This is a genomic window from Bacillus sp. UNCCL81 (assembly GCF_900112535.1).
In the GTDB taxonomy this organism is placed as follows: Bacteria; Bacillota; Bacilli; order Bacillales; family Bacillaceae_G; genus Gottfriedia; species Gottfriedia luciferensis_B.
This window is the reverse complement of the sequence record NZ_FOMF01000002.1, coordinates 104379-118569: the sequence shown is the minus strand read 5'-3', so window position 1 is coordinate 118569 and position 14191 is coordinate 104379. Positions and strand designations below refer to the sequence as shown.

Here is a 14191-nt window from a genome sequence, read left to right as displayed (position 1 = left end):
CCATGCAACAAGGCACGATTACAATTATACTAAATTTAATCAAATAATTAAACAAGAAAATAATTTTCTTTAGTGTTTTAATGACAAGTGCTTCACGATCACAACAATACTAACAGTTTCTCAACTTGTTATAACTTATAGTTATTTAGTGTTTCGTTTAGAAAAATATTTTTTATGATTAAGTTGATTGGAAATAAAAAAGTACTTGATTTATATAAGAAATACATGGGCAAAAGACCTCAAGTTGTTAGGCAACACCTTAGGCCCCTGCTGCTTAGAGGAACGTGAGCATCACTAATCCCCGTAATTGAAACAATTAATATTAGGCATTTCCATAATAATCAGCCATATAGATAAAACCTTTTTTTCGAAGGATATAATTTTCTTCATTTAAAGAATAACATTTTGCGTGTTCATTTTTTAGGAATTCCTTATCACCTTGATTATGTTCTTGGTCATCTGCAATTTCAGACTTTACGGCTAAAATAGGATGACCATTAAAAAATACATGAGTCCTCAATGCAATAGATGGTGAAGAATGTAACACAAAAAATAAAATGATCGGTATTATTATTACCGGACTAAACATCAGAATGATTTCTTTCCACGTCGTTTGCCTCAACTTTTCACCTCTTATTTCATAAACTATTTATCATTCTTTTTGTTAATTAAATAAAGGAACTGATTTAAGCTCAGGTAGTCTTGCTTTTGAAGAACTTCAATTAATTTGTCTAATTTATTTTTCTTGATTATGTGTTAATTCGCTAAAAACTTTTTAACTCCTTTGTTCTGCAATCATCCTCTATTTAAACTGGAAGTCCGATCATATATTAGACTTAAATATACATTAGTTGTATACCGATTATATTAAAACAATATAAGGATTCACTAATTTCTCCTATATTTTTTTAATTTCATCTCGTAAGATGAAACTAGAGAATTAAATTAGGAGTGTGTATTTTGAAGGAATTATTAAAGAAAGTGTCAGCAACAATTGGTTTTACATTGCTAGTTACAAGTCCCATTATCTTCCCAATGTTGTTTTTTATATTTGGGATGTCCACTGACGCCGATGGTACTGGGGCAGGTGGGGAATTATCAGGATCGTTTTACTTTACGATGTACTTGTTAGTCTATTTTATTGCCATCATACTGATAACTTCTATTATTACTAAATTGATAATCAATAAAAGTATTGGATTTAAGCTTATTAGCTGTACTGTTTTGTTGTTTTTACCCTTTATTTTACAGAAATTTTCATTCACTGAAATGTATGGCTTCCTATTCATTCCAATAGGGGTTATTTTATTAATCACTTTTGCAGTCTATAATAAACTTGATACGTGGAAAAAGCCTTTTATATGGTTTTTAATCATCTTTCCATATATCATTTTTGCACTTATGTTATTGGGAAGCTTAAGCTTAAGTATTTAAAAAAAATAATAATGTAACAATAAGCAAAAACAAACCCTTGCTTAATATGGCAAGGGTTTGACAAAAGTAGCAATAAAGCTAAAGTTCGATTCAATTAATTTGATAATTTCTCTATTAATTTTTAATCTAGAATTTCTCCCCGGTCATAACAGACATAAAATCCTTATAAAACCCTTCATAATCTAATCCTACTGCGATATGTTGTTGAGGTCTCCCCTCAAATTTCTCTGGGGTATCGGTTACACGAAAATCTGCAATACTTTGACCTCTAGCCACATCGGTTGAATCAATTACAACAGCGGATTGATAAAATTTAAAAAGATCGCTACGAATTACTGCCATGAGAGTTACCGCATCATGAACTGGACTCCCTTTTATGCCGGGTACCTTCTTTTGATAGAAGTTGTAATAATAGAAATCTAATAATGGTTTTACAAGATCTGTTTTCCCTTTAGAATGAATATAATTGGCCATTGAAGGAGTAACGATGGCATTTTGTGTTACATTTAATGGGAAAATATAAGCACCTTCTACATACTTCATTACGATATTTGCTGCGATCGGATCTCCATGAATATTCGCTTCTGCAATTGGTGTAACATTTCCCGGATATAGAAAGGCCCCACCCATGATATAGTAAGAATTCACACTTTTCATCAGATCTTCGTATAAGATAAACAGGGTGGCTAGCGAGGTTAACCTCCCAGTATTTACAATAATTAGTTCATGCTTATACTGCTCAATCAAATCGATAACTTCACAAAAATTTTCTAAGTTCTCCAACTTTAAACCTGGATCGATTGGACCTAAACCGAATGGACCATGTATATCAAGGTAATAGGTTGGGACCTCCCCCGTCATTGGTTTCTCAGCACCTCCATAGACTTTAATATATTCTTTTCCTGACCTTTTAAGTAAAAACCGAACATTCCTGGTCGTTTCTAATTTAGATACATTCCCATAATCCGCCACAATCCCAATAATATCAATATCTTCTGTTAATCGTGCATAAACCAAAGCGATCGCATCATCAATACCAACATCACCGAAGAATAACACTTTCTTTCCCATTAGATTAGCTCCCTTTATATCAAAACTTTAGAACATTTCTTTTATTATTTATTCCTTTGATATAAAGGTATGTTGTTATCTTTTTGAAAAGTATAAAAAAAAGATCGTATATTATTAACTTAAAAAGTAACATGACATTTTGTTTAATAATTAGAACAAAAAAAGCTATTCTCATCTTTAGAGAATAGCTTTTAAAAATTTTTAAGCTTCCATAATTAAATCGTAAACTAATGTAGGTTCTTCTACTTTTTCTGTAGAAATTTTAATGTTTTCTAGTAAGTCTTTTTCAACTTCACTAATATCTTCTGTGCTTGAATATACAGTAACTAAAGATTCACCTTTTTTAACTGCTTCGCCTACTTTTTTGTTCAGCATTAATCCAACAGCTAAGTCAATAACTGATTCTTTTGTTGCACGTCCTGCGCCTAATTTCATTGCTGCTGTTCCGACTGCATCAGCGACGATTTGTGAAACATAACCGTCTTGCTTAGCTACTACTTCTTGAACATATTTAGCTTGAGGTAGTTTTGATGGATCATCTACTACTGAACCGTCTCCACCTTGAGCTACTAAAAATGCTTTAAATACTTCTAAAGCTTTTCCGTTTTTCATATTTTCTAGAAGTTTAGCTCTTGCTTCTTCTAATGTTTCAGCTTTTTTAGCTAATACAACCATTTGGCTTCCTAATACTAAGCATAATTCTTCTAAATCTTTTGGACCTTCACCTTTAAGAGTGTCAATTGCTTCTTTCACTTCTAATGCATTACCAATCGCAAAACCTAATGGTTGGCTCATGTCAGAAATAACTGCAACTGTTTGTCTTCCGACGTTGTTACCAATCTTAACCATTGCTTTTGCTAAATCGCGTGCATCATCAATATCTTTCATAAATGCACCTGCACCAGTTTTAACATCTAAAACAATCGCATCTGCACCAGCAGCGATTTTTTTACTCATAATTGAACTTGAAATTAATGGGATTGAGTTAACAGTTGCTGTTACATCACGTAGTGCATATAACTTTTTGTCAGCAGGTGTTAAATCTCCTGTTTGTCCGATAACGGCTAATTTAATATCATTTACTTGTTTAGTAAATTCTTCTTCTGTTAATTCAACATGGAAGCCTTCTACAGCTTCTAATTTATCGATTGTACCACCAGTGTGACCTAAACCACGTCCGCTCATTTTCGCAACAGGAATATCTAAAGAAGCTACTAATGGACCTAATACAAGTGTAGTTGTATCACCTACTCCACCAGTTGAATGCTTATCAACTTTGATTCCTTCAATGTTAGAAAGGTCAATTGTATCACCAGAATGTACCATTGCCATTGTTAAATCACTATATTCTTTTTCAGTCATACCTTTTAAGAAAACTGCCATCGCAAAAGCACTCATTTGGTAATCAGGTACACTACCATCTGTGAAACCGTTGATTACAAAATTAACTTCTTCCGTTGTTAATGTTTTTCCGTCACGTTTTTTTTCGATTAAATCTACCATTCTCATTTTTGAAACGCCTCTTTCTAATTTGTATAGATTACTTCTAATGAAAAGTGACTTCCACATAATGTAGAAGTCCTTTTATATTTGTTAACTTTTGAATTAACCAATTTTACGAATAATCTCTTTTACTAATGATAAAAATGATTCTCTTACTCTTTGTGTTGTTTCTATAACTTCTTCATGGTTTAGTGGTTGGTCTAAAATGCCCGCTGCCATGTTTGAAATACATGAAATACCAAGTACTCTTAATTCAGCATGACGTGCCACAATTACTTCAGATACTGTTGACATCCCAACAGCATCAGCACCTAATGTTCTAAACATGCGAATTTCAGCTGGAGTTTCATAAGATGGTCCTGTCAGTGCAGCGTAAACTCCTTCTTGAAGTTTTACATCTACTTCACTAGCAGCACTTTTTGCAATTTCTCTTAATTCACGGTCATATGGATAAGACATATCTACAAAACGAACGCCTAGCTCTGGGTTATTTGGTCCAATTAGTGGACTAGTACCAGTAAAATTAATATGGTCTGTAATTAACATTAAATCACCAGGTTCGTATGAAGTATTAACTCCACCTGCAGCATTCGTTACGATTAATTTTTCTACACCTAATTCTTTCATGATACGTACAGGGAATGTAACTTTTTCCATGCTATATCCTTCGTAGTAGTGAACTCTTCCTTGCATTGCTACTACTTCAATACCGTGTATCGTTCCAAAAACTAGTTGTCCTTCATGCCCTTCTACTGTTGATGTTGGGTATTCAGGAATCGTATGATACGGTATTTTTTCTTGGTTTTCTATTTCATCAACAAGAACACCTAAACCAGATCCTAAAATCAATCCAATTTTAGGCTGTCTGTCAACTTTACTTTTAATAAAATCAGCGGCTTTATCGATATTTTCTTTATTCATATGTAACTCCACCTTATCTCAATTTTTCAAAAAAACTTGATCCATGTGATGGCATTGCAACTTTAAAGTTTTCTGCAATGGTTGCTCCAATATCAGCAAAAGTTTTTGGTATTTCTAATTCTTTACCTTCTGAAAACTGTTTACTATAAACTAGTAATGGAACATATTCTCTTGTATGGTCTGTACCAGTATATGTCGGATCATTTCCATGATCGGCAGTAATCATTAATAAATCATCTTCTTTTAATAAATCAAATACTTCAGGCAATCTTGCATCGTATTCTTCTAAAGCTTTACCGTAACCTAGTGGATCTCTTCTATGACCGTATACTGCATCAAAATCAACTAAATTTAGGAAGCTTAAACCAGTGAAGTCCATTTTTAATGTTTCAACTAATTTATCCATACCGTCCATATTTGAAACTGTACGTAATGCTTTCGTAATTCCTTCACCATCGAAGATATCAGCAATTTTACCGATTGAAATTACATCAAAGTTTGCATCTTTTAATTCATTCATAACAGTACGTCCAAATGGTTTTAATGCATAGTCATGACGATTTGGTGTACGTTTGAAGTTCCCAGGCTCACCTACAAATGGTCTGGCGATTACACGACCAATCATGTACGGATCATCTAATGTTAATTTACGTGCAATTTCACAATAACGATATAAATCTTCTAAAGGAACAACTTCTTCATGAGCTGCAATTTGTAAAACAGAATCAGCAGACGTATAAACGATTAAATCGCCTGTTTTCATATGCTGTTCACCAAGTTCAACTAATATCTCGGTTCCAGAAGCAGGTTTATTTCCAATTATTTTACGATCAAAATGGGTTTCCAATTCACTTATTAATTCTTTAGGGAATCCATCAGCAAAAACTTTAAATGGTTTATCAATGTGAAGACCCATGATTTCCCAATGTCCAGTCATTGTATCTTTACCAACTGATGATTCTTCCATTTTTGTGTAATAAGCAAGTGGCTTTTCGGCCTTTGGAACCCCTTTCAATTCTCTAATATTACTTAGTCCTAGTTTTGCCATGTTCGGCATATGTAAACCATTCATTTCTTCAGCAATATGGCCTAGTGTATCTGAACCAACATCATTAAATTTTTCTGCATCAGGAGCTTCTCCGATCCCTACAGAATCCATAACAACGAGGAACACTCTATTAAATTTTCTATTCATTTGTTTTCCTCCTAACTCATCGAAACAAACTGAAACTTAAATGATAGCGTCAGATGTCTGACAACTAAAGTATACTTATTGTCCTAATTCTTTTCAAGAATTATATTTTCCAATTTGTGTCTATTGATACTATAATTCCCCAGAATCCTGTTATTTTGACATAAATATTTCATAATTATTTTCTTTTTTTTTAGTCGCTAATAAAAATGATATGCGAAAATTTCTGCTTACATACTGTATTGCAAAATAAAAAGCCCAAGCTTTATAAGCTGGGCCTTTTATCGTATTATGCTGTTTGATTTTCTGAACTTGTAACTTGATGTTTTTGTGCTTTTCTTTTAGCAACTATTGTACCAGCTGCAATTACGATTGCTGTCATGACAATTTTAAACGCTAAAGCAATTGTATTATTTTCAAAAGCATCGTTAATCATTTTTTCATGAGTAATCATACCAGCAGCAGTCCAAGCTAAGATACCTGAACCAATTGTTGTTATAATTGGGTATTTGTTCATAATTTTCATTAATAATGAGCTTCCACCAACAATAATTGGAATTGAAATTAAAATACCAATTACGATTGCAACTAAGCTACCATGTGATACACCAGCTAAAGCTAAAACATTATCAAGACTCATTAACGCATCAGCAATGATAATTGTTCGAACTGCTCCCCATAATGTTGCACCACTTTTAACTTCACCATGTCCTGAATCATCGACTAATAATTTAAATGCAATCCATAATAACATTAAACCACCGATTGCATAGATAAACGGAATTTTTAATAAATACACGATTACTGCTGCAAATACTATACGTAGTCCAATTGCACCTAAAGTACCAAATAATACTGCTTTTTTCTTTTGGTCTGCTGGTAAGTTTTTCGCTGCTAATGCGATTAGAATAGCATTGTCACCACTTAATAACAGGTCGATAAAAATTACATTCAATAGTACGCCAATACTTAATCCACCTAATAAATCCATGACTCTTCCCCCTTATGAAACTACTATTTTTAATTAAACAACCTGTACTGTGACTACAAAATAAAAAGACCTTTGCCAATAGTTGTAATTCTACGGCAAAGGTCTTGCTGAGCACACATATGTATGCCAACAAAGCCGATGAGAATTTCTTCTCATGTAATGACGACTTTGTTTCAGGATCTCTCCTGACGCTACTCCCCTTTGGAGTATTCGATTGTTTATTAATAATATAATAGTATTCTAGCTAGTCCATTATGTCAATAGATTTTTAATTGGTTTTTAATTATAGTTTTTATGCTTTCATTATCAATGCAAATAATAATTAACTTATTGCATTGTTAATATTTTTGGTCCATTACTTGTAATTGCTAAAGTATGTTCATATTGGGCTGAATTTTTTCCATCTCTTGTTCTTGCAGTCCAGCCATTTGAATCCATTGTTGATTGCCATGATCCTAAATTAATCATTGGTTCAATCGTAATGACCATCCCTTCACGCAGTCTTAAACCTTTACCTGCCATACCGAAATGAGGAACATATGGCTCTTCATGAAGAGTTGGTCCTATGCCATGTCCGGTAAAATCACGCACAACAGAATAACCTAATGACTCAGCATAAGATTGAATCGCAAAACCAATATCACCAATACGGTTTCCTACTACAGCTTGCTCTATCCCTTTATATAGGCATTCTTGCGTAACTTTTAATAAATCTTTGTTTTCTTTAGCTATATTTCCTACACCGTATGTCCAAGCCGAATCAGCAAGCGCACCATTTAAATTTACAACCATATCAATCGTTACAATATCTCCATCTTTTAATGGTTTTTTACGAGGAAATCCGTGGCAAATCTCATCATTAATTGATGCACAAGTTGCATATTTATATCCTCGGTAACCTTTTTGCTCCGGTTTTGCACCATTTTCTGCTAAAAACTTTTCAACAAATTGATCGATTTCCCATGTAGTAATCCCCGGTTTAATCATTTTGGCAATTTCCTTATGCGTAGCAGCCAATAAAGTACCTGCTTCATTCATTAAGTTAATTTCACGTTCAGTCTTAATCGTAATCATTTATTTCATCCTTTCAAGTCACCTAGTTTCAGTTCATCTATGATTAATTTAATATATTATGCTATTCACATTATAACAATCATTATCCAAGAAAAAAGAGCTTAATTTAAGCTCTTAATGTGTAAATAAAATTTTAATAATCTGAGTTTCAGGCTGATTCAAGCGTTTGGCGGACAGTCTGAAATTAAGCTCTTGGATGAAACTCTTTATAAACATCCTTAAGTCTATTTTTCGTTACATGTGTATAAATTTGAGTTGTAGATATATCTGCATGTCCTAGCATTTCTTGAACTGATCTTAAATCAGCGCCATTTTCTAATAAATGTGTTGCAAATGAATGACGTAAAGTATGCGGTGTTAGTTCATGTTGAATATTTGCTTTTTCGGCTTGTTTTTTTAAGTTTTTCCAAAATCCTTGTCTAGACATTCTATTTCCATGATGATTTAAGAAAAATGCATCATTATTTTTTTTACCCTTTAATTCATTTCTCGACAATTTTAAATAATTTTCAATTGATTCAATCGCAAGTTTACCTAAAGGAATAATTCGTTCTTTACTTCCTTTACCTAAACATCGCACAAATCCCATTGTTAAATTAATGTCAGATAGATTTAATGATAATAACTCTGACACACGCATGCCAGTAGCATATAACAATTCTAACATTGCCTTATCTCTAATACCAAACGTAGAGTGATCAGGTACTTCTAATAAAGCCTCTACTTCCTGTAGTGATAAAACCTTTGGAAGTACTTTTGGCGCTTTTGGAATTTCTATTAAGAGTGAAGGATCGTCTTTCATACCATCAACCTCACGAATTAAAAATTGATGAAATGAGCGAATTGTTGCTAATTGACGAGCCATTGTTCGAGCTGTTAAATCTCTTTCTTTTAAATATTTTAAATAACTAATAATATGTAACCTAGTTATATTTGAGAGACCATTTATATTTTCAACAACGTCCAAATATTTTCCGTAGCTTTCTAAATCCTTACCATATGATAGAATTGTATTTTTAGATAAACCTTTTTCAACTTGGATAAAATGGATAAAATCCTCCGTAGCAAAATCAAATTCTTTTTTAAAAGGTGTTTTATCAGTCGTTGTCACATTTCATTACTCCCCGTTTTGATAAAACCGTACCAATTGGTTAAAAGCACCATCCTTTTTATGAATGTCCACCTTTAACATTGAGCCTTCTGGTCGGTCATATCGATGCATATTTTCATATTCAGAATGAATCCATTGAATAGCAAAATAAAATAAAATTGTACATGTAATGAATAAAATTGTAACTTTTATTACATTAAAAACAATACTTGCTCTTTTTTTCATATGACCACCACCTTTTGCTAGAAGTAAAGACATCATTACTACATACTATGCAAAAATAGGACAAATCATACTTCAAAAAATCAACATTAATCATTCAGTGTCATTTTTAGAACATGAAAAAGAGCAGACTCTTTTTATTGAACTGCTCCGTCTTTTAAGAATCAAAAATAAAATGATTTTAATTAAATTAAAATCATTTTACTACTCTTCGTTTTGATCATGGCAACGATGACATACACCATGAAATGATAATCGATGATCTTTAATTTTAAAATTCCAACGTTCTTCAACTGTCTTTTCAACTTCACTTAATAGATTTTCATGAATTTCATCTACTGCTCCGCAAACCGTGCAAATTAAATGATGGTGAAAATGTTGCGCACCTTCATGTCTTAAGTCGTATCTTGAAACGCCATCACCAAAATTTATTTTATCAACAATTGTTAACTCAGTTAGTAATTCTAACGTACGATAAACAGTAGCAAGTCCAATTTCTGGCGATTTTTCTTTCACTAGGAGGTAAACATCTTCTGCACTTAGGTGATCTTCTTCGTTTTCTAATAAAACACGAACAGTGGATTCCCGTTGTGGTGTTAATTTGTATCCTGCTAAATGTAGTTGTTTCTTTATTCGTTCAACTCGTTCTTCCATTCTTTTCACTCCCTCGCCACTTGATAATAATTATAACAAAGAAAGAGAAAGTGTCAAAAATTATTTGTTAATTTTTTGAAACAATTATTTCTGAGATGGCTTTTAAAAAATAAGTTGAACCATATGCCTCAATAATACTTGCAATACTTAAGCAAACCGCAACAACTCCAAAGACAATAGAATACGAGACTAACTGTTTCATAATTGGTTCATTATCATTTTTAATAAATTGTTTTCGAATCATTCGAATGGATAGCTGAACTGCTAAAACTGTTAATAGTATATATAATGGTAAAACGATAACATTTTGTGGAAAAACTGAAGAAAATGCTAATAAAATACCGTGCCAACCTAATTGATTGACTAAAAATCCAACTGTAAATCCAACTACCAATCCTTTCATAAATAATAAAATAAGAATGATTGGTAATCCGATGATTGAAATCCCTAAAACCCAAATCAATGCTAAAAACTTCAAATGAGAAGAATAGCTAGAAAGGAACACTTCATTTCCGCTAATATAATCACCATTATTAACTTGTCCAAAAAAATGTGTAATAAAGGATAAAATATCCTGCTTTTGACTCACATTCATACTATTTACGATGACTGCTCCAAATACTACACCAAAAAGTAAGATCACACTAACAAAAATATAGAGTGACAAATAATCTTTAACATGTTTTTTCATCGTTGATTTGACTGAGCTTCTTGTCATGATATCATCTCCTGGACTATATTCTCTCTTCATTTTATGAATGGACAAGTAATTTATTCTATTAATTTATAAAAGTTGGAAAATTAATAATAAAGAAAAAGTGGCTTTTGTTCTTATTTTATAGAGAGGATTAATAATTTTAGTTCCAGGATTCTCGCTTTTCGTGGGGCGAAATTGGATTATTTCAACAAAATTTTTAAAAAAAATATAAAAAGCTGTTAAAGTCCGGCAACGACTAAAACAGCTTTGTTTTAATTTAATAATTCAATTTGTTTTTTTATGATATGACCAATCGATTTTGCATTTTCTTCATTATTTCCATAAATAGTTGAATGTGTGTGACCTTCTAATGTTTGACGGTTCCCTTGATTCGTTGTTTCACAATATTCATTATGATATTTTTCGACTTTATGTAGTAATTCCTTTTTTTTCTTCAGATTAAGCTGTAAACCACTTTGATTTGAAGCTGTTAATACTAGTAAAGGAATATTCATTTTAATTTTTAATGCGTCCTTTATTCGTAAGTTACTATAATTTAGGTTTTTCCACTCACTAACAACAGTCTTCCAATGTTTATAGCTTTTAACTGCACCAATCATTTCGAACTGATTATCTGGGGCCGTTTTCAATATTTTATTAATTAACTTATTTGGAATTACCTTAGTAAGATTAAATTGGTTCGCGTTCTTCATCATTATCGCGAATTGATAAAGTAACTTATCATAAAATTTCTGCTCATGCTCCTCTAGAGTCGGATGTGTTGGATCGAGTAAAATCATAGATTGGATGGCATTTGGAAAAAGACGAGACAATTGGAATACAATATATGCTCCCAGAGAATGCCCTACAGCAATTAATGGACTTTTAATATTTAATGCTAATAACATATCATAGCATTCAAAAGCTTGTTGCTCTGTTGATCGTTCTGTTGTCCATATTCCACTTTTTCCATAACCTAAGCGATCGTATGTAATAACTTTGGCATATTTACTCAACTCTTCTTGTAAATACTTCCATTGATGAAGAGTATGCATCATTCCACATTCTAAAAGAACTGTGACTTTGCCATCCCCTTTTACTCGAACGTGATATGTGCCAAGTTCACCATTAACAAACAATATTCTCACCTTCATCGTATTTGATTAGTTGTCTTATTGTATTCATTTTTCCTGTTTTCTATTTTATCTACCTTCTCAATTAAATTACCAAATTTTCGTAAAAGGAGTAGAGTGATGTTGATTTCCACTACAGGATGCTCGCTTTCCATGGGGCGAGACCTGAGCCTCCTCGGCAAGCCTGCGGGGTGGGTCTCAGCCTTCCCGCTTATCCCATAGGAGTCGAGCACCCTTCCGTTCCAATCAACTTTTTCATCAAAAAAAGTCTGCAATAGACCTTAATCAAATAGCCTTTACTTAGAGTATCTTAACTGTTGTAAATTAAGTATCTTCTAGGTCAATAAAAATGGAACATTAATTAAACTAATCAATTCAATTTGTTTTTCTTAAAATTAGTTCATAATATTTTAAACTTCTGAAAATGCCATTACTAGTGCTATTAGAATCATGAAATTACTCAAACAGATTAATATTTAAAACCATTAATAGTCATCCAGAAAATGCTAATTTCATCTTTAATTAACTGTTCATTTAATCTCCGTTTTCCTTATTGACCATTTTATATTTCAACACACAGAAAAGACGTTAAAAAAATTAACGTCTTTAGTCTTAAGATTTTTAAATTGTTTCCTTTTTTTCTTCGTAGGCTTCTTTTACTTCTGCATAGAATTGAGCCTGAGTAGTATAAAAGTATGGTGCTACATAAAACAATGCAAGCCCAAAAGTGATGATGACTAATAGACCCCAACCGATGAATGAAAGTACTAATAAAAAGTATTTCCATTTATACCCATCCATCATTCTTCTACTTAATGTAATGGCATCAAGGGCATTCATTTCTGGATAATCTTTTAAAATATAGCCAACTTGTGAATAAGCAATCGATTTGATAATACCAGGAATGATTAATAAAAGCGTCCATAATACTGTAAATAAAGTTACTAAAAACCCAACTATTATTCCTCTTATAAATTGATGACCACTTTTAAAATAGTAAAATAAGTCCGATATGCTTTTTTCCTCATCACGAATCAACTTTAAAAAGTAAACAAGTAATCCATAGCCTAGTAATGTATTTATGATCGCAGATATAACTTCAATTACTGTAAGTACCCCACCTGGAATTAGTTCTTGTTGTTTTGAACTTGGAAATAAAGTTCCAGTGTAATGCTTATCTACTGGTGCATTAAGTAACATATAAATAAGTCCTTCTAAAATACCAAAAATTACTAACGTTAAAATCGCTTTTCCCCAATTACCGGATAAATGACTTTTAGCTGTTTTTTTAATTGACGAAATTCTCATCTACTCATCCTCTCAAAAAATGTCACTTTATTTTAACATGTTTATTACCATATTTTGAGATTTATTTTTAATTTTATTTTAATTTTTTTGTAATAATTGTAAATATTGGACTGCAAAACATGTTTTTGCATCATGGATTGAACCTTTTTTTAGTTCCTCTAGACACTCATCTAATGTTAACTCAAACATTTCAACAAATTCATCTTCGTCTAACGCAGCACTATTTTCTAATTTCTTTAAACCTTTTGCTACATATATATGTATGTACTCATCTGCAAACCCCGGTGAAGTATAAAAAGATTGGATATGCTCCCAATTTGCTGCTTCATATCCTGTCTCTTCTTCTAACTCTCGTTTAGCTGTTACAAGTGGCTCTTCGCCTTTTTCTAGTTTTCCTGCTGGAATTTCTAGAAGACTTCGTTCTAGCGCTTTTCGGTACTGCTCAACAAAAACAATTTTTCCTTCATTTGTAATTGGAATAACAGCCACGGCGCCAGGATGCTTTACGATTTCACGCGTACTGGTATTTCCATTCGGTAATTCTACCTTTTGATGATAAAGAGATATAACTCTTCCTGTGAATATTTTTTCTTCTGCTAGTGTTTTTTCTTCAAATTTTTTCATTTTTTTCATCACCTTGTTCTATTTAATATGGTTGTCACATACATTTTATCATTTATTTCATTTAAATACTTTCTGAAATGAGGTAGTCTGATGAAAATGTGTATGACGGAAAATTCTGTTGTCCTCGTGGGCTCCAAAACAGAAATTTTAAAAACCCTCGAAGTTATTAGTATGCAATATAAAACCGTTCAAGAATGGATTCAAAACTCAAATGGCAAGCTTCTCTATGTTGTAAAATAATTCTCTTTTCCCTACA

The 14191-nt window shown here is 32.2% G+C and carries 16 protein-coding genes; 2 read left to right on the top strand and 14 right to left on the bottom strand.

The features are described 5' to 3' along the window. Nucleotides 1-322 precede the first annotated feature (322 nt). Nucleotides 323-622 (bottom strand): YjcN family protein, encoded by a 300-nt coding sequence (locus BM319_RS00680; protein ID WP_091021066.1) that lies wholly within the window; start codon nucleotides 620-622, stop codon nucleotides 323-325. Between the two features lie 338 nt (nucleotides 623-960). Here BM319_RS00680 and BM319_RS00675 point away from each other — a divergent pair, with 338 nt between their 5' ends. Beyond that, nucleotides 961-1434, top strand: a complete 474-nt coding sequence (locus BM319_RS00675) for a hypothetical protein (protein WP_069031799.1) — start codon at nucleotides 961-963, stop codon at nucleotides 1432-1434. Nucleotides 1435-1560: 126 nt separating this feature from the next. Here the strand turns inward: BM319_RS00675 and BM319_RS00670 are convergent, their stop codons facing one another. The 13 genes from BM319_RS00670 to BM319_RS00605 form a co-directional block, all read right to left on the bottom strand. Continuing rightward, nucleotides 1561-2505 carry a nucleoside hydrolase gene (locus tag BM319_RS00670; RefSeq protein ID WP_069031798.1) on the bottom strand — a complete coding sequence of 315 codons (945 nt, stop codon included), beginning with the start codon at nucleotides 2503-2505 and terminating at the stop codon, nucleotides 1561-1563. 201 nt (nucleotides 2506-2706) lie between these two features. After that, on the bottom strand, nucleotides 2707-4014 hold the full coding sequence (locus BM319_RS00665) for a pyrimidine-nucleoside phosphorylase (RefSeq protein WP_091021065.1): 1308 nt from the start codon (nucleotides 4012-4014) through the stop codon (nucleotides 2707-2709). A gap of 96 nt (nucleotides 4015-4110) precedes the next feature. Then, nucleotides 4111-4929, bottom strand: a complete 819-nt coding sequence (locus tag BM319_RS00660) for a purine-nucleoside phosphorylase (RefSeq protein WP_069031796.1) — start codon at nucleotides 4927-4929, stop codon at nucleotides 4111-4113. 13 nt (nucleotides 4930-4942) lie between these two features. Further along, a complete protein-coding gene (gene deoB, locus BM319_RS00655; protein WP_069031795.1) occupies nucleotides 4943-6124 on the bottom strand; it encodes a phosphopentomutase in 1182 nt (393 codons plus the stop codon). A 286-nt stretch (nucleotides 6125-6410) separates the two neighbouring features. Next, on the bottom strand, nucleotides 6411-7112 hold the full coding sequence (locus tag BM319_RS00650) for a TerC family protein (protein WP_069031794.1): 702 nt from the start codon (nucleotides 7110-7112) through the stop codon (nucleotides 6411-6413). Between the two features lie 327 nt (nucleotides 7113-7439). Beyond that, a complete protein-coding gene (map, locus tag BM319_RS00645) occupies nucleotides 7440-8186 on the bottom strand; it encodes a type I methionyl aminopeptidase (RefSeq protein ID WP_069031793.1) in 747 nt (248 codons plus the stop codon). A gap of 184 nt (nucleotides 8187-8370) precedes the next feature. Then, nucleotides 8371-9297, bottom strand: coding sequence for a site-specific tyrosine recombinase XerD (xerD, locus tag BM319_RS00640; protein ID WP_091021064.1), 927 nt, complete (start codon nucleotides 9295-9297; stop codon nucleotides 8371-8373). Between the two features lie 6 nt (nucleotides 9298-9303). Further along, nucleotides 9304-9522 carry a YqzK family protein gene (locus tag BM319_RS00635; RefSeq protein WP_056466929.1) on the bottom strand — a complete coding sequence of 73 codons (219 nt, stop codon included), beginning with the start codon at nucleotides 9520-9522 and terminating at the stop codon, nucleotides 9304-9306. A gap of 201 nt (nucleotides 9523-9723) precedes the next feature. Continuing rightward, nucleotides 9724-10173, bottom strand: a complete 450-nt coding sequence (fur, locus tag BM319_RS00630) for a ferric iron uptake transcriptional regulator (protein WP_056466931.1) — start codon at nucleotides 10171-10173, stop codon at nucleotides 9724-9726. Between the two features lie 67 nt (nucleotides 10174-10240). Further along, on the bottom strand, nucleotides 10241-10891 hold the full coding sequence (spoIIM, locus tag BM319_RS00625; protein WP_069031790.1) for a stage II sporulation protein M: 651 nt from the start codon (nucleotides 10889-10891) through the stop codon (nucleotides 10241-10243). Nucleotides 10892-11142: 251 nt separating this feature from the next. Next, nucleotides 11143-12009, bottom strand: a complete 867-nt coding sequence (locus tag BM319_RS00620) for an alpha/beta fold hydrolase (RefSeq protein WP_175495528.1) — start codon at nucleotides 12007-12009, stop codon at nucleotides 11143-11145. Nucleotides 12010-12624: 615 nt separating this feature from the next. Next, on the bottom strand, nucleotides 12625-13311 hold the full coding sequence (locus BM319_RS00610) for a DUF975 family protein (RefSeq protein ID WP_069033358.1): 687 nt from the start codon (nucleotides 13309-13311) through the stop codon (nucleotides 12625-12627). 78 nt (nucleotides 13312-13389) lie between these two features. Continuing rightward, the gene (locus tag BM319_RS00605) at nucleotides 13390-13935 is read right to left on the bottom strand and encodes an NUDIX domain-containing protein (protein WP_091021061.1); all 546 of its coding nucleotides are present in this window, start codon (nucleotides 13933-13935) and stop codon (nucleotides 13390-13392) included. Between the two features lie 90 nt (nucleotides 13936-14025). On the opposite strand from BM319_RS00605, the gene mciZ reads away from it, so the two are divergent. Continuing rightward, nucleotides 14026-14175, top strand: a complete 150-nt coding sequence (mciZ, locus tag BM319_RS25190) for a Z-ring formation inhibitor MciZ (protein WP_139116353.1) — start codon at nucleotides 14026-14028, stop codon at nucleotides 14173-14175. Nucleotides 14176-14191: the final 16 nt, after the last annotated feature.

Coding starts and splice junctions, on each gene's coding strand:
- BM319_RS00650 (WP_069031794.1), bottom strand. CDS start 7,112: ATGGATTTATTAGGTGGATTAAGTATTGGCGTACTATTGAATGTAATT.
- BM319_RS00665 (WP_091021065.1), bottom strand. CDS start 4,014: ATGAGAATGGTAGATTTAATCGAAAAAAAACGTGACGGAAAAACATTA.
- fur (WP_056466931.1), bottom strand. CDS start 10,173: ATGGAAGAACGAGTTGAACGAATAAAGAAACAACTACATTTAGCAGGA.
- deoB (WP_069031795.1), bottom strand. CDS start 6,124: ATGAATAGAAAATTTAATAGAGTGTTCCTCGTTGTTATGGATTCTGTA.
- BM319_RS00605 (WP_091021061.1), bottom strand. CDS start 13,935: ATGAAAAAATTTGAAGAAAAAACACTAGCAGAAGAAAAAATATTCACA.
- BM319_RS00635 (WP_056466929.1), bottom strand. CDS start 9,522: ATGAAAAAAAGAGCAAGTATTGTTTTTAATGTAATAAAAGTTACAATT.
- mciZ (WP_139116353.1), top strand. CDS start 14,026: ATGAAAATGTGTATGACGGAAAATTCTGTTGTCCTCGTGGGCTCCAAA.
- BM319_RS00610 (WP_069033358.1), bottom strand. CDS start 13,311: ATGAGAATTTCGTCAATTAAAAAAACAGCTAAAAGTCATTTATCCGGT.
- spoIIM (WP_069031790.1), bottom strand. CDS start 10,891: ATGACAAGAAGCTCAGTCAAATCAACGATGAAAAAACATGTTAAAGAT.
- BM319_RS00660 (WP_069031796.1), bottom strand. CDS start 4,929: ATGAATAAAGAAAATATCGATAAAGCCGCTGATTTTATTAAAAGTAAA.
- BM319_RS00670 (WP_069031798.1), bottom strand. CDS start 2,505: ATGGGAAAGAAAGTGTTATTCTTCGGTGATGTTGGTATTGATGATGCG.
- map (WP_069031793.1), bottom strand. CDS start 8,186: ATGATTACGATTAAGACTGAACGTGAAATTAACTTAATGAATGAAGCA.